Origin of the sequence: Jujubicoccus corallicola, assembly GCF_047345645.1 — a bacterium.
Taxonomy (GTDB): Bacteria; Pseudomonadota; Alphaproteobacteria; order Rhodobacterales; family Rhodobacteraceae; genus JBLEFH01.
This window is the reverse complement of the sequence record NZ_JBLEFH010000003.1, coordinates 463,084-483,956: the sequence shown is the minus strand read 5'-3', so window position 1 is coordinate 483,956 and position 20,873 is coordinate 463,084. Positions and strand designations below refer to the sequence as shown.

Here is a 20,873-nt window from a genome sequence, read left to right as displayed (position 1 = left end):
GTTGAGCGCGGCCAGGTTCTCTGCAAGCCGGGTTCTGTGACCCCGCACACCAAATTCGAGGCTGAGGCCTATATCCTCACCAAAGAAGAAGGTGGCCGTCACACGCCGTTCTTTGCGAACTACCGTCCGCAGTTCTACTTCCGCACGACCGACGTGACCGGCACCGTGACGCTGCCTTCGGGCACCGAGATGGTGATGCCGGGCGACAACCTGAAGTTCGAGGTTGAGCTGATCGCACCGATCGCCATGGAAGACGGCCTGCGCTTCGCCATCCGCGAAGGCGGCCGCACCGTCGGCGCCGGCGTCGTCTCCAAAATCATCGAGTGATCCGATGAACCCGCGGGTGGCGGGGCAAGCCCTGCCGCCCTTTTTCGTTAATCGAATGTGACAGAGATAAGACAATGCAAGGTCAAAATATCCGCATTCGGCTGAAGGCCTTCGATTACCGGGTTCTGGATGCCAGCACTCAGGAAATCGTTAACACGGCCAAGCGGACCGGCGCGCAAGTGCGCGGCCCGATCCCGCTGCCGAATAAAATCGAGAAGTTCACGGTTCTCCGTGGGCCTCACATCGACAAGAAATCCCGCGAGCAGTTCGAGATCCGCACCCATAAGCGCCTTCTCGACATCGTGGACCCGACCCCGCAGACGGTGGACGCGCTGATGAAGCTCGATCTGGCCGCCGGCGTGGATGTCGAGATCAAGCTGTAAGGAGGGCAAATCATGCGCTCTGGCGTAATTGCGAAGAAGCTCGGCATGACCCGGCTCTTCATGGAGGATGGCCGCCAAATTCCGGTGACCGTGCTCCAGATGGAAAATGTTCAGGTGGTGGCTCAGCGCACCGCGGATAAAGACGGCTACACGGCTGTTCAGCTCGGCGCTGGCATCGTGCGCGCGAAAAACGTCACGCAGCAGATGCGCGGCCATTTCGCAGCGGCGAAAGTCGAGCCGAAGCGGAAGCTGGCTGAGTTCCGCGTGAGCGAGGACAACCTGATTGCTGTTGGCGAAGAGATCATTGCTGGTCACTATCTGCCGGGTCAGCATGTGGACATCGCTGGCACCTCGATCGGTAAAGGCTTTGCCGGTGCGATGAAGCGTCACAACTTTGGCGGTCTGCGGGCCTCCCACGGTGTGTCGATCAGCCACCGCTCCCACGGCTCGACCGGTCAGTGTCAGGATCCGGGTAAGGTCTTCAAGGGCAAGAAAATGGCTGGTCACATGGGCGCTGCCCGCGTGACGACCCAGAACCTTGAAGTGATCCGCACCGACAGCGAGCGTGGCCTGATCATGGTCAAAGGCGCTGTTCCGGGCCCGAAAGGCGGCTGGGTGACGATCAAGGATGCCGTGAAGAAAGCGGCGCCCGAGAGCATCATGTACCCGGCAGCCCTGCGTTCGGCTGAGAAAGAAGCTCAGCGTCTTGCAGAGGAAGCTGAAAAGCAGCGTCTGGAAGAGGAAGCCAAGGCAGCAGAAGAAGCCGCCAAGGCGGAGCAGGCCGCGCTTGAGGAAGCCGAGAAAGAGCTTGAGCAGGAGCAGAAATCCGATGGGGATGATGCTGAAGCCAAGCCTGAAGGAGGCGACGAATGAAACTCGATGTCGTGAAACTCGACGCGGGCAAGGCTGGCGATATTGAGCTCAGCGATGACGTGTTCGGCCTCGAGCCGCGTGCGGACATTCTGCAGCGTGTCGTGCGCTGGCAGCTTGCCAAGCGTCAGCAGGGCACCCACAAGGTCAAGACCCGCTCGGAAACGAGCTACTCGACCAAGAAGATCTACCGCCAGAAAGGCACCGGTGGCGCACGCCATGGTGACCGTAATGCGCCGATCTTCCGCAAGGGTGGTGTCTATAAAGGTCCGACGCCGCGCAGCCATGCGCATGACCTGCCGAAGAAATTCCGTGCGCTTGGTCTCAAGCACGCGCTTTCGGCCAAAGCAGGTTCGGGCGATCTGATCATTCTGGACGAGGCTGCTGTCAAAGGCGGCAAGACCAAGGAGCTGGCAACGGCGCTAAAAGGTCTTGGCCTGAAAAAGGCTCTGTTCATCGACGGCGCAGAAGTGAACGAAGAGTTCGCCCGCGCTGCCCGCAACATCGACGGTGTGGACGTTCTGCCCTCGATCGGTGCGAATGTGTATGACATTCTGCGCCGCGAGAAGCTGGTTCTGACCCGCGCCGCCGTCGAAGCACTGGAGGCACGTCTGAAATGAAGCACGAGCTTTATGATGTGATCCGCCGGCCGATCATCACCGAGAAAGCGACCATGGCATCGGAAAACAATGCCGTCGTGTTCGAAGTGGCGATCGATGCGAACAAACCGCAGATCAAAGAAGCTGTGGAATCGCTCTTTAACGTCAAGGTGAAATCCGTTAATACGACCGTCACCAAAGGCAAGCAGAAGCGTTTCCGTGGCATGCTTGGCCGCCGGAACGACGTGAAAAAGGCTTATGTTACGCTGGAGGAAGGCAATTCCATCGACGTAACGACCGGTCTTTGATCGATTCGCTAGACATTCTCGCGTGAGGGCGGGCCAAACGGCCCGGCCTTCGTATTTTTTAAACTTGGGGCATCTGCCCCGCAAAGCAAACGGAAGACAGCAAGATGGCACTTAAGTCGTATAAACCGACGACGCCCGGCCAGCGTGGGCTGGTTCTGATCGACCGTTCGGAGCTTTGGAAAGGCCGTCCGGTCAAAGCCCTTACCGAGGGTTTGACCAAGTCGGGTGGCCGGAACAACACCGGACGGATCACGATGCGCCGCATGGGCGGTGGGGCGAAGCGTCTTTATCGCATCGTGGATTTCAAACGCCGCAAATTCGATGTTCCGGCAGCCGTTGTTCGCGTCGAGTATGACCCGAACCGGACCGCCTTCATCGCGCTCATCAAATATGAAGATGGCGAGCACGCTTACATCCTCGCACCGCAGCGCCTTGGCGTGGGCGACACCGTCGTCGCCGGCGAGCGCGTGGACATCAAGCCGGGCAACGCGATGCCCTTCACCAACATGCCGGTCGGGACGATCGTGCATAACATCGAGCTGAAGCCCGGCAAGGGTGGTCAGATCGCGCGTTCGGCTGGCACCTATGCCCAGTTCGTGGGCCGCGACGGTGGGTATGCGCAGATCCGCCTCTCCTCGGGCGAGCTTCGCATGGTGCGCCAGGAATGCATGGCGACCATCGGCGCCGTGTCGAACCCGGATCACGGCAACACCAATGTCGGTAAAGCCGGTCGCAACCGCCATCTTGGCAAGCGTCCGTCGGTCCGCGGTGTTGTGATGAACCCGATCGATCACCCCCATGGTGGTGGTGAAGGCCGGACTTCGGGTGGTCGTCACCCGGTGACCCCCTGGGGTAAGCCGACCAAGGGTGCGAAGACCCGCAAGAACAAAGCAACGGATAAATACATCATCCGTTCGCGTCACGCTCGTAAGAAAGGCCGCTAATCCATGGCACGTTCTGTTTGGAAAGGCCCCTTCGTCGATTCCTATCTCCTGCGCAAGGCGGAGAAGGCACGCGAATCCGGGCGTAATGAAGTGATCAAGATCTGGTCGCGCCGCTCCACCATTCTGCCCCAGTTTGTCGGGCTGACCTTTGGTGTCTACAACGGCAAAAAGCACATCCCGGTGAATGTTTCCGAGGATATGATCGGCCAGAAATTCGGTGAATACAGCCCGACGCGGACCTATTACGGCCACGCGGCTGACAAAAAAGCGAAGCGGAAATAAATTATGGGTAAAGATAAAAATCCCCGCCGCGTCGCGGAGAACGAGGCTCAGGCCGTCAGCAAGATGCTGAAGACCAGCCCGCAGAAGCTCAACCTCGTTGCTGCGATGATCCGTGGTAAGAAGGTCGATCAGGCACTGTCCGATCTCACCTTCTCGAAAAAGCGCGTGGCTGAAGATGTGAAAAAGACGCTGCAATCGGCGATTGCGAATGCGGAAAACAACCATGGTCTCGATGTGGACGAGCTGGTGGTTGCCGAAGCTTATGTCGGCAAGAACCTCGTTCTGAAGCGTGGCCGTCCGCGTGGCCGTGGCCGCTTCGGCCGCATCCTGAAGCCGTTCGCGCAAGTCACCATCAAAGTGCGTCAAGCTGAGGAGCAAGCGTAATGGGACAGAAGATCAATCCGATCGGCCTGCGCTTGCAGGTCAACCGCACCTGGGACAGCCGTTGGTACGCCGATGGCGAAGAATATTCCGATCTGCTGCTCGAGGATCTCGCGATCCGTGAGTTCATCAAGAAGGAATGCGCTCAGGCCGGGATCAGCCGTGTCGTGATCGAGCGTCCGCACAAGAAGTGCCGTGTGACCATTCACACCGCGCGTCCGGGCGTCATCATCGGTAAAAAAGGTGCGGATATCGAAGTTCTTCGCAAGAAGATCGCCCGCATGACCGACTCTGAGCTGCACCTCAACATCGTTGAAGTGCGCAAGCCGGAAGTGGATGCCCAGCTGGTTGCCGAGTCCATCGCGCAGCAGCTTGAGCGCCGCGTGTCGTTCCGCCGTGCCATGAAGCGCGCGGTTCAGAACGCGATGCGCATGGGTGCCGAAGGTGTTCGGATCAACTGTGCAGGCCGTCTTGGCGGCGCGGAAATCGCGCGGACCGAGTGGTATCGTGAGGGCCGTGTGCCGCTCCATACCCTGCGCGCCGACATCGATTACGCCCATGCCGAAGCGTCCACCGCATACGGTATCATCGGTATCAAAGTCTGGATCTATAAAGGCGAGATCATGGAACATGATCCGTCCGCGCGCGAGCGTCGCCAGGCCGAGATGCAAGAAGGCGGCGCTGGCCGTCCTCGCCGGAATTAAGGAGTAGAGAGCAATGCTTTCGCCGAAAAGAACCAAATTCCGCAAGCAGTTCAAAGGCCGCATCCATGGTGAAGCCAAGGGTGGTTTTGATCTGAACTTCGGCTCCTACGGTCTCAAAGCCGTCGAGCCCGAGCGGATTACCGCACGCCAGATCGAGGCTGCGCGCCGTGCCATGACCCGTCACATGAAGCGTCAGGGCCGTGTCTGGATCCGCATCTTCCCCGATGTGCCCGTCACCAAAAAGCCCACCGAAGTGCGGATGGGTAAAGGTAAGGGCTCCGTCGAATATTGGGCAGCCAAGGTAAAGCCGGGCCGCGTGATGTTCGAACTTGACGGGGTCAGCGAAGATGTGGCAAAGGAAGCGCTCCGTCTGGCTGCGATGAAACTGCCTGTGAAGACACGATTCGTCGCACGTACTGACTGGTAAGAAATTCTCGGGGCGGCCCTGAACGCGGGGCCGCTATCCGTTTTTGTTTTTTGGAAAAGCGTGGACCAGGTGTTCGCGACTTCTAGGAGGATCAGCGATGAACGCTGCAGACCTGCGTGATAAAACGCCCGACCAGCTTCGTGAAGAGCTGGTCAATCTGAAAAAAGAGGCTTTCAACCTGCGTTTCCAGCAGGCGACGGGCCAACTTGAGAACACTGCCCGTATGCGCACCGTCCGCCGTGACGTCGCCCGCGTGCAGACCATTCTGAACGAAAAAGCGGAGTAAGGCGACCATGCCCAAGCGTATCCTGCAGGGCGTCGTCACTGGCGACGCGAATGATCAAACGGTCTCGATCTCGGTCGAGCGCCGTTTTACGCATCCGGTCATGAAAAAGACCGTCCGTAAGTCCAAGACTTACCGGGCTCACGATGCAAATAACGAGTACAAAAAGGGCGATGCCGTTCGCATCATCGAATGCGCGCCGTACTCGAAAACCAAGCGTTGGGAAGTTATCGGGCTCGCCGGTCAAGGCGACGAGTAACCCTCAACATTATTCGAAACCGCGGGGGTGATCCCCGCAGGTCGGGAGAGAACACATGATCCAGATGCAGACCAACCTGGATGTTGCTGACAACAGCGGCGCGCGCCGTGTGCAGTGCATCAAGGTCCTGGGCGGCGCAAAGCGCAAATACGCCTCTGTCGGTGACATCATCGTCGTGTCGGTCAAGGAAGCAATTCCGCGTGGCCGCGTGAAAAAAGGTGATGTTCGCAAGGCCGTCGTCGTGCGCACCGCCAAAGAAGTGAAGCGTGAAGATGGCACATCCATCCGCTTCGACCGCAACGCAGCGGTTATTCTGAACAACGCCGGTGAGCCGGTCGGGACCCGTATTTTCGGCCCGGTTGTTCGTGAGCTGCGTGCGAAGAACTTCATGAAAATCATTTCGCTTGCGCCGGAGGTGCTCTGATGGCTGCCAAACTGCGTAAAGGCGACAAGGTGATCGTCCTCGCGGGCAAAGACAAAGGCCGCGAAGGGGAAATCACGCAAGTCCTGCCGAAAGAGGGCCGCGCGCTCGTTTCCGGCATCAACGTTGTGACGCGTCACCAGCGTCAGACCCAGTCGAGCCAGGGTGGCCGCATCCGTCAGGAAGCGCCGATCCAGCTCTCCAACCTTGCTCTGGTTGACCCCAAAGATGGCGGCCCGACTCGTGTTGGCTTCAAAACCGAAGGCGACAAGAAAGTCCGCTTTGCGAAGAAATCGGGGGAAGTGATCGATGGCTGATTATAAACCACGTCTTCGCGAGCAGTATCGCGGCAAAATCCGCGAAGCGCTCAAGGAAGAGTTCGGCTACAAAAACGACATGATGATCCCCAAGCTCGAGAAAATCGTGCTGAACATGGGTGTCGGTGAAGCCGTTGCAGACAGCAAGAAGATCCGCGCTGCCGAGGAAGATCTGACGAAGATCGCCGGTCAGAAGCCGGTCATCACCAAGGCACGCAAGTCGATTGCGGGTTTCAAGGTGCGTGAAGGCATGCCGCTCGGCGTGAAGGTCACGCTCCGCGGCGACCGCATGTATGACTTCCTTGATCGTCTCGTCACCGTTGCTATGCCCCGTATCCGCGACTTCCGCGGCGTGTCGGGCAAGAGCTTCGACGGCCGTGGCAACTACGCCATGGGCCTCAAAGAGCATATCGTGTTCCCCGAGATCGACTTCGACAAGATCGACCAGATGTGGGGAATGGACATCGTGATCTGCACCACCGCGTCCAATGACGCAGAAGCCAAGGCGCTGTTGAAGCATTTCAACATGCCCTTCGTGAACTGAGCGCGGGAGGAGAGAGAAAATGGCTAAAGTAGCAATGGTTGAGCGCGAAAAGAAGCGCGCACGTCTGGTCCAGAAATATGCGGCCAAGCGGGAAAAACTGAAAGAGATCGCGAACAATGCGGATCTGCCGATGGAAGAGCGTTTCAAGGCGCGTCTGAAACTCGCAGAACTGCCGCGGAACTCGTCGCCGGTACGTCTTCACAACCGTGACCAACTCACGGGCCGCCCGAAGGCTTACTACCGTAAATTTAAACTTTCGCGTATCAGCCTGCGCGATCTGGCCTCCAAAGGTCAGCTGCCGGGCGTCGTGAAGTCGAGCTGGTAAGGGAGAGACAATATGTCGATGAGTGATCCTCTTGGCGATATGCTCGCCCGTATCCGCAACGCATCGCTGCGCGGGAAATCCACCGTGCGCACGCCTGCGTCCAAACTTCGTGCTTGGGTTCTCGATGTGCTCCAGACTGAAGGCTATATCCGTGGCTATGAGGAAGTGACCTCGACCGCGGGTCTGCCGGAGCTGGAAATCTCGCTGAAATATTTCGATGGCCAGCCGGTCATTCGTGAGCTTCAGCGTGTGTCGAAGCCGGGTCGCCGCGTTTACAGCGGCGTGAAGGAAATGCCTGCTATCCGTCAGGGTCTCGGTATTGCGATCGTCTCCACCCCGAAAGGTGTGATGAGCGACGCGCAAGCCCGCGCTGACAATGTTGGCGGCGAAGTGCTCTGCACGGTATTCTAAGGAGGGCCTGATGTCTCGTATTGGTAAAAGACCGGTCGAGCTGGGAAGCGGTGTTTCGGCAACCGTTTCGGGCCAGACCGTAGAAATCAAGGGGCCGAACGGCACCCGCAAATTCGTCGCCACGGATGATGTGAGCCTGGCGGAAGAAAACGGTGCGATCACTGTGACGCCGCGCGGCAATTCCAAGCGCGCTCGTCAGCAGTGGGGCATGACCCGCACCCAGATCGCGAATCTGGTGCAGGGCGTGACCACCGGGTTCAAGAAAGAGCTGGAAATCAACGGTGTTGGTTATCGTGCGCAGGTGCAGGGCAACACCCTGAAGCTGGCACTCGGCTACAGCCATGATGTGAATTTCGAGATCCCGGAAGGGATCAAGATCACGGCACCGAAGCCGACTGAGATCATCGTCGAAGGCATCGACCAGCAGAAAGTTGGTCAGGTGGCTGCGGAGATCCGCGACTGGCGCCGCCCGGAGCCTTACAAAGGCAAGGGCATCAAATACAAAGACGAGTATATCTTCCGCAAGGAAGGTAAGAAGAAGTAAGGGACGCATATCATGGCGAACAGCAAAGCAAAACTGTTCCAAAAACGCCGTATGCGCGTTCGGAACAAACTTCGTAAGACGGCTTTTGGCCGTCCCCGCTTGAGCGTGCATCGCTCGCTCAAGAACATTTCGGTCCAGCTGATCGACGACGCGCAGGGCAAGACCCTCGCCGCCGCCTCGACGCTGGAGAAGGATCTTGGCCTGATGGGCAAGAACAATGTCGAAGCCGCTGCGAAAATCGGCTCCGTCATTGCCGAGCGTGCGAAGAAAGCCGGTGTGGAAGAAGTCTACTTCGACCGCGGTGGTTTCCTCTTCCACGGCAAGATCAAAGCACTTGCAGATGCGGCCCGCGAGGGCGGTCTGAAATTCTAAGGAGGCGATAATGGCAAGAGAAGACAATCGCCGGGACCGTCGCGATCGCGATGAAACCCCGGAATTCGCCGATCGCCTCGTTGCGATCAACCGCGTGTCGAAAACGGTGAAGGGTGGTAAGCGTTTTGGCTTTGCTGCGCTCGTCGTTGTCGGCGATCAGAAAGGCCGCGTCGGGTTCGGTAAGGGGAAAGCCAAAGAGGTGCCCGAGGCGATCCGCAAGGCCACTGAGCAAGCGAAACGCAACATGATCCGCGTTCCGCTGCGCGATGGCCGCACGCTGCACCACGATATCGACGGGCGTCACGGCGCCGGCCGCGTGGTGATGCGTCAGGCTCCGGCCGGGACCGGGATCATCGCCGGTGGTCCGATGCGCGCTGTGTTCGAGATGCTGGGTGTGCAGGACGTCGTGGCGAAATCGCTCGGCTCGCAGAACCCGTATCAGATGATCCGCGCGACTCTGGACGGTCTCACCAAAGAAATGAGCCCGCGTCTGGTGGCCCAGCGTCGTGGCAAGAAGGTCTCCGACCTGCTTGGCCGCAACGATCAGGCGATCGACCAGACCAAGGTTGTTCAGGAAGCGGAGGCGTAAGTCATGGCGAAGAAGACCATTACCGTGCGCCAGATCGGTTCGCCGATCCGCCGTCCCGAGATCCAGCGCAAAACGCTCATCGGTCTTGGCCTCAACAAGATGCACAAGACCCGCGTTCTGGAGGACACCCCTTCGGTCCGCGGCATGATCAACAAGATCCCGCATCTGGTTGAGATCGTCGAAGAGTAAGACGTGAGATTCGAAAAACGCCCCGCAGAGATGTGGGGCGTTTTTTATGCCTATGAAAGAGTTACCGATCATTCTGTCCGAGGGGACACGCGCGATCGCGCTGGAGGGGGCGGCAAATGCGGCCAGTCTCGGCCTCGCGCCTGTACTCTCCGCGCCAAGCCGGGCGACGGATCTGATGCGCCATTCGGACCGCGCGCTTCTCGCATGGCTGCACCGCAAGCTGGCGGTTGCGGGCGGCGCGCGCGACCGCGAAGGATGGCTCGGCGGTCGGCTGCTCAATCGGGCGACCGGGGAGAACCCTGCCTATATCCCGCTCTCCGGGCTGCATCTCGCGCAGGTTCTGGCGGTGCTGGATCTGGCGCTCCCAGAAGGCTTGGCGAAGCGGGACCGGTTTCTGCTTCGCGCCGATCTGGCGGATCGCGCCTGCCAGCGGCTCCGCGCGGCGGAAGGGCTTCCGCCGCACCGCTTCAGCAAACGTGATTGGCGCACCGCGCGGCGTGATTGACAGTTTTGCGCGCAGCATCGAAGCTGGTCCGAAACGCTCAGACAGATCGGATTCTGCTATGAAAATTCCATTTGCATCCTTTGCCCTCACGACCGCTTTGCTCGCCGGCTGCGCCACGACCCTTGCGCCAGACACGTTGGACATCGACGCCAATGGAGACAATTTCTCCGGCATGGCGGGGAGCGACTGGACACTTGATGAGATCAGCCGCGAATTGATGCGAGACGTTTGCGACGGCGACGCGCCCGCTGTCTTTAGCGTGACGCCGATTGAGGGCGGGGGCTACAGCTTCAACGGCCGCTGCTAACCGCCGCCCTTGCCATGCGCCGCGCGAAGCTTTATAGACGCGCGGTGCCTTTCTGGCATACGACTCATAATTTCAAAGCCGCGTCCGTCCCATATCGCTTCGGGGGCGTGTCCGGCATAGGAGAAGCGATATGAAACTTCACGAGCTTAAAGACAAGCCGGGTGCAACCCATTCCAAGAAACGCGTTGGTCGCGGCCCCGGTTCGGGCATTGGTAAGATGGGTGGCCGTGGTATCAAAGGCCAGAAATCCCGTTCGGGTGTGGCCATCAACGGTTACGAAGGCGGTCAGATGCCGCTCTACATGCGTCTGCCGAAGCGCGGCTTCAACAAGCCGAACGCCAAGCGCTACGCGGTTGTGAACCTCGGCCTCATTCAGAAATTCATCGACGCTGGCAAGATCGACGCCAAGAAAGACGTGGATGAAGCCGCTCTGGTCGAATCCGGTCTCGTGACCCGTCTGCGCGACGGTGTGCGCGTTCTGGGCAAGGGTGAGCTGAAGGCGAAACTCAACCTGACCGTCACCGGCGCCAGCAAATCGGCCATCGAGGCTGTTGAGAAGGCTGGCGGCAAGCTGACCGTCACCGCGCCTGCAAAAGACGCGGCAGCCGAGTAAGCACCTTGTTCCTCCCCCTTCCTCTCTTTAGGTAGGGGCTAACGCTTTAACGCGCCGCCGCACCCAACGGGGTTTGGCGGCGCAGTCATGGAGGGCCTCATGGCATCTGCTGCTGAGCAAATGGCGCAGAATATGAACTGGAGCAGTTTCGGCAAAGCCAAGGAACTGCAAAGCCGCATTCTTTTCGCAATTGGTTTGTTGATCGTTTACCGCATCGGCACCTATATCCCGGTGCCGGGGATCGACGCGACGCAGCTCGCGCGGTTCTTTGAGCAAACCGGATCGGGTATCGGCGGTGTGCTGAACATGTTCACCGGCGGCGCGATCAGCCGGATGGGGGTCTTCGCCCTCGGCATCATGCCTTATATTTCGGCGTCGATTATCGTGCAGCTCATGGCCTCGATGGTCCCGAGCCTCGAACAGCTCAAGAAAGAGGGAGAGCAGGGGCGCAAGAAGCTGAACCAGTATACGCGCTACGGCACGGTGGTTCTGGCGATTCTGCAAAGCTACGGGATCGCGGTTGGCCTTGAGAGCCAGCAGCTTGCGATGGATCCGGGCCTCTATTTCCGCATTTCCGCGATGATCACGCTGGTCGGCGGCACCATGTTCCTGATGTGGCTGGGGGAGCAGATCACCGCACGCGGCATCGGCAACGGGATCTCGCTGATCATCTTTGTCGGGATCGTCGCGGAACTGCCGCGCAACCTAGGCAACTTTCTCGCGCAAGGGCAGTCCGGGGCGGTTTCCGCACCCGTGATCATTGCTGTTCTGGTGCTGATGATGGCCGTGATCACCTTTGTGGTGTTCATGGAGCGCGCGCTGCGCAAGGTGCATATCCAATATCCGCGCCGTCAGGTCGGGCAGAAGATGTATGACGGCCAGTCGAGCCACTTGCCGATCAAGATCAACCCGTCGGGCGTGATTCCGCCGATCTTCGCCTCCTCGCTCCTGCTGTTGCCGAGCACGCTCTCGACCTTCTCGGGTGCGGATTCGGGGCCGGTGCTGAGCTGGATCAACGCATGGTTCGGACCGGGACAGCCGCTTTACCTGCTGTTCTTCGTCGCGATGATCGTGTTCTTCAGCTATTTCTACACCCACAATGTGACCTTCAAAACCGAGGATGTGGCCGACAATCTGAAGAATCAGGGCGGCTTCATTCCGGGCATCCGTCCGGGCGAGCGCACGGCGCAATTCCTCGAATATGTGGTCAACCGCATCCTCGTTCTGGGCTCCGGCTATCTGGCGCTGGTCTGCGTGTTCCCCGAGATTTTGCGCGCTGAATTTGCTGTGCCATTTTATTTCGGCGGGACGTCTCTGCTCATTGTGGTTTCCGTCACGATGGATACAATCACCCAGGTGCAATCACATATGTTGGCCCACCAGTATGAGGGCCTCATTGAGAAATCCCGCCTGCGTGGTAAGGGCGGCAAAGGGAGGAATCGGAGACGATGAACATTATTCTGCTTGGCCCGCCGGGAGCTGGAAAAGGAACGCAAGCCCAACGTCTCGTTGAGCAGCGCAACATGGTCCAGCTTTCGACCGGCGACATGCTTCGTGCCGCTGTCGCCGCCGAAACCGAGATCGGCAAAAAGGCCAAAGCAGTGATGGATGCCGGTCAACTGGTCTCCGATGAGATCGTGATCGGCGTCGTCTCCGACCGCCTCGATCAGGACGATGTGAAAGCCAGCAATGGCGTGATCTTCGACGGCTTCCCGCGCACCACCGCGCAAGCCGAGGCGTTGGAGGATCTGATGACCGAGAAGGGCATGAAGCTCGAAGAGGTCATCGAGATGCGCGTGGATGACGAGCTGCTGGTCGGCCGCATCCTGCAACGCGCCAAGGAAAACGGCGGCAGCCGCGCCGATGACAACGAGGAAACGCTCCGCGATCGCCTCAAGGTCTACAACACCCAGACTGCCCCGCTCATTGATTTTTACAAGGAGAAGGGTAAGCTGGTCACTGTCGATGGGGAGCAATCCATTGATGAGGTTACGGCCTCCATTCTGGAAGCGTTGGACCGGTAAAACCGCGAATTTCTCAGCCCCGTTAATCCGGGGTTGACGAATGCGTGTTTGACCCCTAAATAGCACCCTTCACCGGGGAATCGAGTCTTCGATGCGCCCGCCATTCTTGTGGCCGGGCGTTCGTCATTTCAAAGCTCTCCGGCGTTGTGAAAAAAGGTTCTGGGATTACGGAACCGCAACCTAAAAAAGGACAGAGATTTGGCACGTATTGCCGGTGTAAACATCCCGACGAACAAGCAGGTGCAGATTGCCCTGACTTACATCCACGGCATTGGCCGTGATTCGGCTCGCAAAATTGTGGAAGCTGTTGGCATTGAGCCGACCACCCGCGTCAACGAACTCGGCGATGCCGACGTTCTGAAAATCCGCGAGCATATCGATGCAAACTTCACGGTTGAAGGTGACCTGCGCCGCGAGCGTCAGGTGAACATCAAGCGTCTGATGGATCTGGGCTGCTATCGCGGTCTGCGCCATCGTCGCGGTCTTCCGGTGCGCGGTCAGCGGACCCACACCAATGCTCGTACCCGCAAAGGCCCCGCAAAGGCCATCGCTGGCAAGAAGAAATAAGGAAGATTCACCATGGCTCGTGATAAGCGTACGGCTGCGCGCGGTAAGCGCAAGGTCTCCAAAAACATCACCGCTGGCGTTGCGCATGTGAACTCCAGCTTCAACAACACCAAGATCCTGATTTCGGATGCACAAGGCAACGCGATTGCCTGGTCCTCCGCCGGGACGATGGGCTTCAAGGGCTCGCGGAAATCGACCCCTTACGCCGCACAGATCGCGGCAGAAGATGCAGGCCGCAAGGCTCAGGAACACGGCATGCGCACCCTCGAAGTTGAGGTGCAGGGTCCGGGTTCGGGCCGCGAGTCGGCGCTTCGTGCGCTGGCCGCTGTGGGCTTCACCATCACGGCGATCCGTGACGTGACCCCGCTGGCCCATAATGGCTGCCGCCCGCCCAAGCGTCGCCGCGTCTAATCATTTCAATGGCGCTCCCTTCGTTGGGGGGCGCCTTTCCTCGGGTGCCCATGGCGACGGATCCCGCCGCGGGCGAGTATGGAGGTCTCTAGATGATCCAGAATAACTGGCATGAACTGATCCGCCCGACGGCGCTCGACATCAAGGCGGGCGCCGATTCTGCGCGTCAGGCCACCGTTGTCGCAGAGCCGCTGGAGCGCGGTTTCGGCCTCACGCTCGGCAACGCGCTGCGCCGGGTGCTGCTGTCCTCGCTGCAAGGTGCGGCGATCACCAATGTGAAGATCGACGGCGTTCTGCATGAATTCTCGTCGATCACGGGCGTTCGGGAAGATGTCACCGACATCGTTCTGAACCTCAAAGCCGTGGCCGTCAAAATGGAAGTCGAAGGGCCGAAGCGCGTTTCGCTCCACAAAAAAGGCCCCGGTGCCGTGACCGCTGGCGATATCTCCGTCTCGCAGGGCATTGAGATCCTCAACAAGGACCTCGTGATCTGCCATCTCGATGACGGTGCTGAGCTGGAAATGGAGCTGACCGTCGCGACCGGCAAAGGCTATGTCGCTGCCGACAAGAACCGCGCCGAAGATCAGCCGATCGGCCAGATCTCCATCGACGCGCTCTATTCGCCGGTCCGCAAAGTGTCCTATCAGGTGGAGCCGACCCGTGAGGGCCAGGTGCTCGACTATGACAAGCTGACGCTGAAGCTTGAAACCGACGGTTCCGTGACCCCGGAAGACGCCGTGGCTTTCGCTGCGCGCATCCTTCAGGACCAGCTTTCGGTCTTCGTGAACTTCGAAGAGCCGGATCATGGCGGCCGCGACGAGCAGGACAGCGATCTCGAGTTCAACCCGCTTCTGCTGAAGAAAGTGGACGAGCTGGAACTGTCGGTCCGTTCGGCGAACTGCCTCAAGAACGACAACATCGTCTATATCGGCGATCTCATTCAGAAAACCGAAGCCGAGATGCTCCGCACCCCGAACTTCGGCCGCAAATCGCTCAATGAGATCAAGGAAGTGCTCTCGAACATGGACCTCCATCTCGGCATGGACGTCCCCGAATGGCCGCCGGAGAATATCGAAGAGCTGGCCAAGCGGTTCGAGGACCACTTCTAAAGAGCTATCCGGGGGCTTTGCGGCCCTCGGCAAGACAGAAGGGCGAAGGCCCCAAGGTGGCAGGTCAAACGTGCCTGCCGGACAAAGTATAAATAAAGGAACTTCATCATGCGCCACGGAAATGGCTACCGCAAACTGAACCGCACCCATGAGCACCGCAAAGCGATGTTCGCCAACATGGTCGCTGCTCTCATTGAACATGAGCAGATCAAGACGACCCTGCCGAAGGCGAAAGAGCTGAAGCGGATCATGGACAAGATGATCACCCTCGGCAAAAAAGGCGATCTGCATTCGCGTCGTCTCGCCCACTCCCGCATCAAGCAGGACGAAGCCGTTGCCAAGCTCTTCGACGTTCTGGCATCGCGCTATGAAGGCCGCAATGGTGGCTACACCCGCGTGCTGAAAGCCGGCTTCCGCTATGGCGACATGGCCCCGATGGCGGTGATCGAGCTGGTCGACCGCGACGCGGATGCCCGCGGCAAAAGCGATCGCGAGCGTCTGGCCGAGCTGGAAGAAATCGAAGCGGACGCGTAATGTCGCGATCGGTCGAGACTGACGAAGGGCGCCTGCGGGCGTCCTTTTTCGTTTAAGCGATGCGAGAACGCTGGCAATGGGATCTGATCGCTCTGCTGGCCGCGATCATCCTGCATAATCTCGAAGAAATTTTGCGCCTTCCGCATTGGAGCGTGGATCAAGGGCGCGCGTTGATCCTGTCACCTGCCGCTTTCACTGCGGCCGTCTTTGCGACAACCCTGCTGGTCATCACTGTGGGTATCCGGGCGCTTCTTGGCTCCCAGTCATCTCGCAACTTTATGCAGTCCGTTGCTCTTGTGATGATTGCCAATGTTTTCGTCCCTCATCTTGCGCTCTCCATTTACACGCAAAGTTTTGCGCCCGGTTTGCTGACGTCGCTATGTCTGGTTGCGCCTGCCGGGCTCCTGTTTTTACGGCATCGTGCGATCTTTTCCTGCGGGATTATGTCGCGCGAGTCGGCCCTCTGGGCGGCGGTTTATGTCATCGCCGTATTTACCTTCTTGGCACTGGCAGCGCTGTTGATAAACTCAGCTCATGGCTGACCTCTTCGACACCCTCGCCAACGACAGCCACCGCCCCTTGGCGGACCGTCTGCGCCCCGACACCCTCGACGAGGTGATCGGGCAGAAGGCGCTGCTTGGGGAGGGCGGCGCGCTGCGTGTGCTGCTCGAAGGCGGGCTGACGGCCTCGCTGATTTTCTGGGGACCGCCGGGGGTGGGCAAGACCACGCTGGCGCGGCTGCTGGCGAAGGAAACCGATCTTGATTTCGTCCAGATCAGCGCGATTTTCTCGGGCGTGCCGGAGCTTCGGAAGATTTTCGAAGCGGCCAAGGCGCGGCGGCGCTCGGGCGGCGGGACGCTGCTTTTCGTCGATGAGATCCACCGCTTCAACAAAGCGCAGCAGGACAGCTTTCTGCCCCATATGGAGGACGGGACGATCCTGCTTGTTGGCGCGACCACGGAGAACCCCAGCTTCGAGCTGAACGCCGCGCTTTTGAGCCGGGCGCAGGTACTGGTGCTGACCCGGCTCTCGGATGAGGAACTGGAAGAACTCGCCGTCCGGGCGGAGTCGCTCGCGGGGGAGATGGCGCTGACCGAGGATGCGCGGGCGGCGCTGATTTCCATGGCCGATGGGGATGGCCGGGCGCTTCTTGGTTTGATCGAACAAGTTTTGAAATGGGACGCCAAGAATCTGATCGACCGTGAGGGTTTATCCGCCCGCCTCTCCCGCCGGGCGGCGCAATATGACAAATCCGGCGATGCCCATTACAACCTGATTTCCGCCTTGCATAAATCCGTCCGTGGGTCGGACCCCGATGCCGCGCTCTACTGGCTGGCCCGGATGCTGGAGGGCGGGGAGGATCCGCGCTATCTCGCGCGGCGTATCACCCGCATGGCGGTGGAGGATATCGGGCTGGCGGACCCTAAGGCGCAGGAACTGTGCCTTGGCGCATGGCAGACCTATGAACGGCTTGGCAGCCCAGAGGGGGAGCTGGCGCTGGCGCAGGCGGTGATTTACCTCGCGCTCGCGCCGAAATCGAATGCGGCTTATGTGGCCTATAAAGCGGCGCGGCGGGCGGCGAAGGAACATGGCTCGGACCTGCCGCCGAAACATATCCTCAACGCGCCGACCAATCTGATGAAGGATCAGGGTTACGGCGCGGGCTATGCCTATGATCACGACGCCGAGGACGGGTTTTCCGGGCAGAACTACTTTCCCGAGACCATGGAGCGGCAGCGGTTTTACGATCCGGTCGAGCGCGGCGAGGAGCGCGAGATGGCCAAGCGCGTCGCCTATTTCTCACGACTTCGTGAGAAGCGCGGACAGTAGGGCCGTGCATACCTAAGTAATTCAAAACCAACCGAAGGAGGACATCATGATCCGCAAGGGTAACGCAACATGGAGCGGCGATCTGCAATCGGGGAAGGGCACCGTCTCGACCCAGTCGGGCGCGCTCAGCGAGCAGCCATTTGGCTTCAACACCCGCTTTGAAGACGCGGCGGGCACCAACCCCGAAGAGCTGGTCGGTGCGGCCCATGCGGGCTGTTTCTCCATGGCGATGAGCGTGGGTCTCGGCGAGGCGGGCTATACCGCGGACAGCATCGAGACCGAGGCGAAAGTGCATCTGGAGAAGGATGACAGCGGGTTCTCCGTGCCGAAGATCGAGCTGGTGACCAAGGCGAAGATTCCGGATATTTCCGACGAGGAATTCCAGAAAATCGCGGCGGCAACCAAAGAGGGCTGCCCGATTTCCAAGCTGATGAATGCCGAAGTGACGCTGGACGCATCGCTCGTCTGAGGGCGCGTCTTGGGCCAGGGATCGACCCCGGCCCAAGCCGAGGCGGCGCTGCCGCCCGCGCCCTGCTGAAAGCTCATCGCTTGACAGTGGGGGCGGAACCAAGGAAACGGGGGTCATGTCGAGCATGACCCTCTTTTTTGTGGCCGCAGGCGGGGCCGTGGGTGCGGCGCTGCGCTATCTCGTCGGCCAGTTCGCGGCCCGCGCCTTCGGCACGGGGTTCCCTTGGGGCACGTTTAGCGTGAACCTCATCGGCTCGCTGTTGATGGGGCTCGCGGCGGGGGCGCTGATCGACCGGGTGGACCCGAAATGGGCGGCCTTCGCGACCACCGGCGTCCTCGGCGGGTTCACCACGTTCTCGACCTTCTCGCTCGACGCCGCGCTGCTGATCGAGCGCGGCGAAAGCGGTCTGTCACTGCTTTACATGGCGGGGTCCGTGGTCGCCGGGGTCGCGCTTCTTTTTATTGGTCTTTGGCTGGGGCGGAGTTTGGTCTCATGAGCGGTGTTCAGCATATCACAATCGGGCATGAGGATGCGGAGCAGCGGCTGGATCGCTGGCTGCGCAATCGCTTCCCGCAACTCACGCAAGGGCGGATCGAGAAGCTGTGCCGCAAGGGCGATCTGCGCGTCGACAAGGGGCGGGTGAAGCCCGCGACGCGGCTCGAAGAGGGGCAGGTGGTCCGTGTGCCGCCGCTTCCAGATGAAGACGCGCCGAAGCCGAAACCCGAGACCCCGAAGATCAGCGACGCGGATGCGCGGCTCATGCGCGATGCGGTCATTTTCCGCGACAAGGATGTGATTATTCTCAACAAACCGGCGGGTTTGGCGGTGCAGGGCGGGTCCAAGACGACGCGGCATGTGGACGCGTTGGCGGCGGCGCTCGTCAAGGAGGGCGAGGAGGTGCCGAAGCTGGTCCACCGGCTCGACAAGGACACCTCGGGCGTCTTGGTGCTGGCGCGCAATCGCCGGGCGGCGGCGGCGCTGGCGAAAAGTTTTCATTCCCGCAAGACCCGCAAAGTCTATTGGGCCGCGCTCGCCGGGGTTCCGCATCCCTTGACCGGGACCGTGCGGTTCGGCCTCGTCAAAGGGGGCGGCTCGGCGGAGAAGATGTTGGCGCTGCATCCCGATGATGTCGAGGAGAAGGACGGCGCGAAACATGCGACGACCGATTATCATGTGATGGAAAAACTCGGCACGCGGGCCTCTTGGGCGGCGCTGGTGCCGGTGACGGGGCGAACCCACCAGTTGCGCGCGCATATGGCGGAGCTTGGCACGCCGATTGTCGGCGATGGCAAATATGGCGGCAACAGTCAGACCAATGAGGGCGATGGCTGGGGCGCGCAGCTCGGCGGTGAGATCAGCCGCAAGCTGCATCTCCACGCGCGCGCGATTTCGATCCCGCACCCGACGATGGGCGGCTGGATCAATGTGAGCGCGCCCCTGCCGGAACATATGAAACGCACTTGGGAATTTCTCGGCTGGAGCGAGCGCGAGCACCCCGACGATCCGTTTGAGGAGATGGAATGACCCCGCGACTTGTTGTGTTCGATATGGATGGCACGTTGATCGACAGTCAGGCGGCCATTGTCCGCGCCATGGAAACGGCCAGCGCGGAATTGGGCGTGGCGTATCCGGGGCGGGAGGCGACGCTCGGGATTGTCGGGCTGTCGCTGCGCGATGCGGTGGCGGCGCTGTTTCCGAGCGAGACGCCAGATAAAATCGACGAAATCACAGAGGCTTACGCGGATTTCTTCATCACACAGCGGGCCGCGGGCAAGGAGCAATCCGAGCTGTTTGACGGCGCGATGGCGGTGGTAGAAGCGCTTTCGACGCGCGATGAGATCATCCTTGGCGTGGCGACCGGCAAGGCGCGGCGCGGGCTAGAACATGCGCTGGATAAGTTTGACTTGAGGCGGCATTTCTTCACCACCCAGAGCGCCGATGAGCATCCGTCAAAGCCGCATCCGTCTATGCTGGACGCCTGTGTGCGCGAAAGCGGCTGCGCGGCGGAGACGGCGGTGATGATTGGCGATACGAGTTTCGACATCGATATGGGCCGCGCCGCGGGCTATCGGACGATTGCGGTCGATTGGGGTTATCACGATGCGGGCGCGCTCGGGGCGGATCACCATGTGCATGATTTCCCTGAACTGCTGCGGGTGATCGAGGAGATGAGCGCGTGAGCTGGCAGGCGAAGAAATTCTGGAAAGAGGTCAGCGTGGTGCCGGAGGGGGATGGCTTCACGGTCGCGCTCGATGGGCGGGCGATCAAGACACCCTCCAAGGCGCCGTTGATCCTGCCGACCAAGGCGCTTGCGGAGGCCGTGGCCGAGGAATGGCGCGCGGTGGACGAAGTCATCCAGCCCGATGCGATGCCGGTGACGCGGGCGGCCAATTCGGCGCTCGACAAGGTGGCGGTCCAGCGCGGCGCTGTCATCGACATGCTGGCGAGTTATGGCGAAACGGATCTGCTCTGCCACCGTGCGGACAGCCCTGAAGGGCTGGTTGAGCGGCAGGAAGCGGGCTGGGATCCGATGCTCCTCTGGGCGCGCGAGGCGCTGCAAGCGCCGCTGGTGGCGACGGTCGGGATCATGCCCGCGAAACAGCCCGCGACGAGCCTTGAGCAGATCCGCGCGGCGATTGCCGAGCATGACGATTTTGCACTGACGGCGCTGCATGATCTCATCATGCTGTCGGGCTCGGCGGTGCTGGGTCTCGCGGTCGCCCATGGGCAGATTACGGCCGATGACGCCTGGGCGCTCTCGCTCATCGACGAGCATTGGCAGGAAGAGCAATGGGGCGAGGACGCGGAAGCGAAAGCGCTTGAAAACACCAAGAAAGAGTCCTTTTTTGCTGCCGATCGCTTCCTGAAGATGACCCGCGCGTCATAAATCATCCATAAAATTCAAATTATTAACCAGAGTCGGCAATTTTTTGCCTTGTCATCTGGACCTCTCACGACAACACTGAGAGCCGTTGCCGCGACCTTTGGGGGCGTGGACAGAAGACAGCCGGATCACCGGCGCAAA

General features: G+C 60.1%; 37 protein-coding genes. All 37 read left to right on the top strand.

Features of this window, described 5'->3' with window-relative positions:
* Window positions 1–327, top strand: a 327-nt coding sequence (locus ACMA5I_RS07710) for an EF-Tu C-terminal domain-related protein (RefSeq protein ID WP_525885652.1), incomplete at its 5' end; no start/stop codon positions are given.
* 74 nt (window positions 328–401) lie between these two features.
* Entirely contained in the window at window positions 402–710 is a 309-nt protein-coding gene (gene rpsJ / locus ACMA5I_RS07705; protein WP_525885651.1) for a 30S ribosomal protein S10, read from the top strand.
* Between the two features lie 9 nt (window positions 711–719).
* Window positions 720–1,583 (top strand): 50S ribosomal protein L3, encoded by an 864-nt coding sequence (rplC, locus tag ACMA5I_RS07700; RefSeq protein WP_525885672.1) that lies wholly within the window; start codon window positions 720–722, stop codon window positions 1,581–1,583.
* Window positions 1,580–2,200, top strand: a complete 621-nt coding sequence (gene rplD, locus ACMA5I_RS07695) for a 50S ribosomal protein L4 (RefSeq protein WP_525885650.1) — start codon at window positions 1,580–1,582, stop codon at window positions 2,198–2,200. The genes rplC and rplD overlap by 4 nt, the downstream gene beginning before the upstream one ends.
* A complete protein-coding gene (locus ACMA5I_RS07690; RefSeq protein ID WP_525885649.1) occupies window positions 2,197–2,487 on the top strand; it encodes a 50S ribosomal protein L23 in 291 nt (96 codons plus the stop codon). The genes rplD and ACMA5I_RS07690 overlap by 4 nt, the downstream gene beginning before the upstream one ends.
* A 104-nt stretch (window positions 2,488–2,591) precedes the next feature.
* Window positions 2,592–3,431 carry a 50S ribosomal protein L2 gene (gene rplB, locus ACMA5I_RS07685; RefSeq protein ID WP_525885648.1) on the top strand — a complete coding sequence of 280 codons (840 nt, stop codon included), beginning with the start codon at window positions 2,592–2,594 and terminating at the stop codon, window positions 3,429–3,431.
* Window positions 3,432–3,434: 3 nt separating this feature from the next.
* Window positions 3,435–3,713 (top strand): 30S ribosomal protein S19, encoded by a 279-nt coding sequence (rpsS, locus tag ACMA5I_RS07680; RefSeq protein ID WP_525885647.1) that lies wholly within the window; start codon window positions 3,435–3,437, stop codon window positions 3,711–3,713.
* A 3-nt stretch (window positions 3,714–3,716) separates the two neighbouring features.
* Entirely contained in the window at window positions 3,717–4,097 is a 381-nt protein-coding gene (rplV, locus tag ACMA5I_RS07675; protein ID WP_525885646.1) for a 50S ribosomal protein L22, read from the top strand.
* Window positions 4,097–4,798: a 30S ribosomal protein S3 gene (gene rpsC / locus ACMA5I_RS07670; protein WP_525885645.1), complete on the top strand. Its 702-nt coding sequence runs from the start codon at window positions 4,097–4,099 to the stop codon at window positions 4,796–4,798. The genes rplV and rpsC overlap by 1 nt, the downstream gene beginning before the upstream one ends.
* Before the next feature lie 13 nt (window positions 4,799–4,811).
* Window positions 4,812–5,225, top strand: coding sequence for a 50S ribosomal protein L16 (rplP, locus tag ACMA5I_RS07665; RefSeq protein WP_525885644.1), 414 nt, complete (start codon window positions 4,812–4,814; stop codon window positions 5,223–5,225).
* Window positions 5,226–5,322: 97 nt separating this feature from the next.
* Window positions 5,323–5,511 carry a 50S ribosomal protein L29 gene (rpmC, locus tag ACMA5I_RS07660; protein WP_525885643.1) on the top strand — a complete coding sequence of 63 codons (189 nt, stop codon included), beginning with the start codon at window positions 5,323–5,325 and terminating at the stop codon, window positions 5,509–5,511.
* A gap of 7 nt (window positions 5,512–5,518) precedes the next feature.
* Complete coding sequence (gene rpsQ, locus ACMA5I_RS07655; protein ID WP_525885642.1) at window positions 5,519–5,767, top strand: 30S ribosomal protein S17; 249 nt, start codon at window positions 5,519–5,521, stop codon at window positions 5,765–5,767.
* Window positions 5,768–5,822: 55 nt separating this feature from the next.
* Window positions 5,823–6,191 carry a 50S ribosomal protein L14 gene (gene rplN, locus ACMA5I_RS07650; protein ID WP_525885641.1) on the top strand — a complete coding sequence of 123 codons (369 nt, stop codon included), beginning with the start codon at window positions 5,823–5,825 and terminating at the stop codon, window positions 6,189–6,191.
* The gene (gene rplX, locus ACMA5I_RS07645) at window positions 6,191–6,505 is read left to right on the top strand and encodes a 50S ribosomal protein L24 (RefSeq protein WP_525885640.1); all 315 of its coding nucleotides are present in this window, start codon (window positions 6,191–6,193) and stop codon (window positions 6,503–6,505) included. The genes rplN and rplX overlap by 1 nt, the downstream gene beginning before the upstream one ends.
* Window positions 6,498–7,049 (top strand): 50S ribosomal protein L5, encoded by a 552-nt coding sequence (rplE, locus tag ACMA5I_RS07640; protein WP_525885639.1) that lies wholly within the window; start codon window positions 6,498–6,500, stop codon window positions 7,047–7,049. The genes rplX and rplE overlap by 8 nt, the downstream gene beginning before the upstream one ends.
* Window positions 7,050–7,068: 19 nt before the next feature.
* Window positions 7,069–7,374: a 30S ribosomal protein S14 gene (gene rpsN, locus ACMA5I_RS07635; protein ID WP_525885638.1), complete on the top strand. Its 306-nt coding sequence runs from the start codon at window positions 7,069–7,071 to the stop codon at window positions 7,372–7,374.
* 12 nt (window positions 7,375–7,386) lie between these two features.
* Window positions 7,387–7,785, top strand: coding sequence for a 30S ribosomal protein S8 (gene rpsH / locus ACMA5I_RS07630; protein WP_525885637.1), 399 nt, complete (start codon window positions 7,387–7,389; stop codon window positions 7,783–7,785).
* A gap of 10 nt (window positions 7,786–7,795) precedes the next feature.
* Window positions 7,796–8,329: a 50S ribosomal protein L6 gene (gene rplF, locus ACMA5I_RS07625; protein ID WP_525885636.1), complete on the top strand. Its 534-nt coding sequence runs from the start codon at window positions 7,796–7,798 to the stop codon at window positions 8,327–8,329.
* Between the two features lie 12 nt (window positions 8,330–8,341).
* Window positions 8,342–8,701: a 50S ribosomal protein L18 gene (gene rplR / locus ACMA5I_RS07620; protein WP_525885635.1), complete on the top strand. Its 360-nt coding sequence runs from the start codon at window positions 8,342–8,344 to the stop codon at window positions 8,699–8,701.
* 10 nt (window positions 8,702–8,711) lie between these two features.
* Window positions 8,712–9,290 carry a 30S ribosomal protein S5 gene (rpsE, locus tag ACMA5I_RS07615; RefSeq protein WP_525885634.1) on the top strand — a complete coding sequence of 193 codons (579 nt, stop codon included), beginning with the start codon at window positions 8,712–8,714 and terminating at the stop codon, window positions 9,288–9,290.
* Window positions 9,291–9,293: 3 nt separating this feature from the next.
* A complete protein-coding gene (gene rpmD, locus ACMA5I_RS07610; protein ID WP_525885633.1) occupies window positions 9,294–9,479 on the top strand; it encodes a 50S ribosomal protein L30 in 186 nt (61 codons plus the stop codon).
* A gap of 46 nt (window positions 9,480–9,525) precedes the next feature.
* Window positions 9,526–9,984: a hypothetical protein gene (locus ACMA5I_RS07605; RefSeq protein WP_525885632.1), complete on the top strand. Its 459-nt coding sequence runs from the start codon at window positions 9,526–9,528 to the stop codon at window positions 9,982–9,984.
* 58 nt (window positions 9,985–10,042) lie between these two features.
* On the top strand, window positions 10,043–10,291 hold the full coding sequence (locus ACMA5I_RS07600; RefSeq protein WP_525885631.1) for a hypothetical protein: 249 nt from the start codon (window positions 10,043–10,045) through the stop codon (window positions 10,289–10,291).
* 130 nt (window positions 10,292–10,421) lie between these two features.
* Entirely contained in the window at window positions 10,422–10,904 is a 483-nt protein-coding gene (rplO, locus tag ACMA5I_RS07595; protein ID WP_525885630.1) for a 50S ribosomal protein L15, read from the top strand.
* A gap of 99 nt (window positions 10,905–11,003) precedes the next feature.
* Window positions 11,004–12,356: a preprotein translocase subunit SecY gene (gene secY, locus ACMA5I_RS07590; protein ID WP_525885629.1), complete on the top strand. Its 1,353-nt coding sequence runs from the start codon at window positions 11,004–11,006 to the stop codon at window positions 12,354–12,356.
* Complete coding sequence (locus ACMA5I_RS07585; RefSeq protein ID WP_525885628.1) at window positions 12,353–12,928, top strand: adenylate kinase; 576 nt, start codon at window positions 12,353–12,355, stop codon at window positions 12,926–12,928. The genes secY and ACMA5I_RS07585 overlap by 4 nt, the downstream gene beginning before the upstream one ends.
* Window positions 12,929–13,126: 198 nt before the next feature.
* Entirely contained in the window at window positions 13,127–13,495 is a 369-nt protein-coding gene (rpsM, locus tag ACMA5I_RS07580; protein WP_525885627.1) for a 30S ribosomal protein S13, read from the top strand.
* Window positions 13,496–13,507: 12 nt separating this feature from the next.
* On the top strand, window positions 13,508–13,906 hold the full coding sequence (gene rpsK, locus ACMA5I_RS07575; RefSeq protein ID WP_525885626.1) for a 30S ribosomal protein S11: 399 nt from the start codon (window positions 13,508–13,510) through the stop codon (window positions 13,904–13,906).
* A gap of 92 nt (window positions 13,907–13,998) precedes the next feature.
* Complete coding sequence (locus ACMA5I_RS07570; protein WP_525885625.1) at window positions 13,999–15,015, top strand: DNA-directed RNA polymerase subunit alpha; 1,017 nt, start codon at window positions 13,999–14,001, stop codon at window positions 15,013–15,015.
* Window positions 15,016–15,123: 108 nt separating this feature from the next.
* On the top strand, window positions 15,124–15,549 hold the full coding sequence (rplQ, locus tag ACMA5I_RS07565) for a 50S ribosomal protein L17 (protein ID WP_525885624.1): 426 nt from the start codon (window positions 15,124–15,126) through the stop codon (window positions 15,547–15,549).
* A gap of 59 nt (window positions 15,550–15,608) precedes the next feature.
* Complete coding sequence (locus ACMA5I_RS07560; protein ID WP_525885623.1) at window positions 15,609–16,091, top strand: HXXEE domain-containing protein; 483 nt, start codon at window positions 15,609–15,611, stop codon at window positions 16,089–16,091.
* Window positions 16,084–17,379: a replication-associated recombination protein A gene (locus ACMA5I_RS07555; RefSeq protein ID WP_525885622.1), complete on the top strand. Its 1,296-nt coding sequence runs from the start codon at window positions 16,084–16,086 to the stop codon at window positions 17,377–17,379. Before ACMA5I_RS07560 ends, ACMA5I_RS07555 begins: the two co-directional genes overlap by 8 nt.
* Window positions 17,380–17,425: 46 nt before the next feature.
* On the top strand, window positions 17,426–17,848 hold the full coding sequence (locus ACMA5I_RS07550) for an OsmC family protein (RefSeq protein ID WP_525885621.1): 423 nt from the start codon (window positions 17,426–17,428) through the stop codon (window positions 17,846–17,848).
* A 115-nt stretch (window positions 17,849–17,963) separates the two neighbouring features.
* Entirely contained in the window at window positions 17,964–18,344 is a 381-nt protein-coding gene (gene crcB, locus ACMA5I_RS07545) for a fluoride efflux transporter CrcB (protein WP_525885620.1), read from the top strand.
* Entirely contained in the window at window positions 18,341–19,372 is a 1,032-nt protein-coding gene (locus ACMA5I_RS07540; protein ID WP_525885619.1) for an RluA family pseudouridine synthase, read from the top strand. The genes crcB and ACMA5I_RS07540 overlap by 4 nt, the downstream gene beginning before the upstream one ends.
* Window positions 19,369–20,028: an HAD-IA family hydrolase gene (locus ACMA5I_RS07535; protein WP_525885618.1), complete on the top strand. Its 660-nt coding sequence runs from the start codon at window positions 19,369–19,371 to the stop codon at window positions 20,026–20,028. Before ACMA5I_RS07540 ends, ACMA5I_RS07535 begins: the two co-directional genes overlap by 4 nt.
* Complete coding sequence (locus ACMA5I_RS07530; RefSeq protein ID WP_525885617.1) at window positions 20,025–20,735, top strand: ATP12 family chaperone protein; 711 nt, start codon at window positions 20,025–20,027, stop codon at window positions 20,733–20,735. The genes ACMA5I_RS07535 and ACMA5I_RS07530 overlap by 4 nt, the downstream gene beginning before the upstream one ends.
* Window positions 20,736–20,873: the final 138 nt, after the last annotated feature.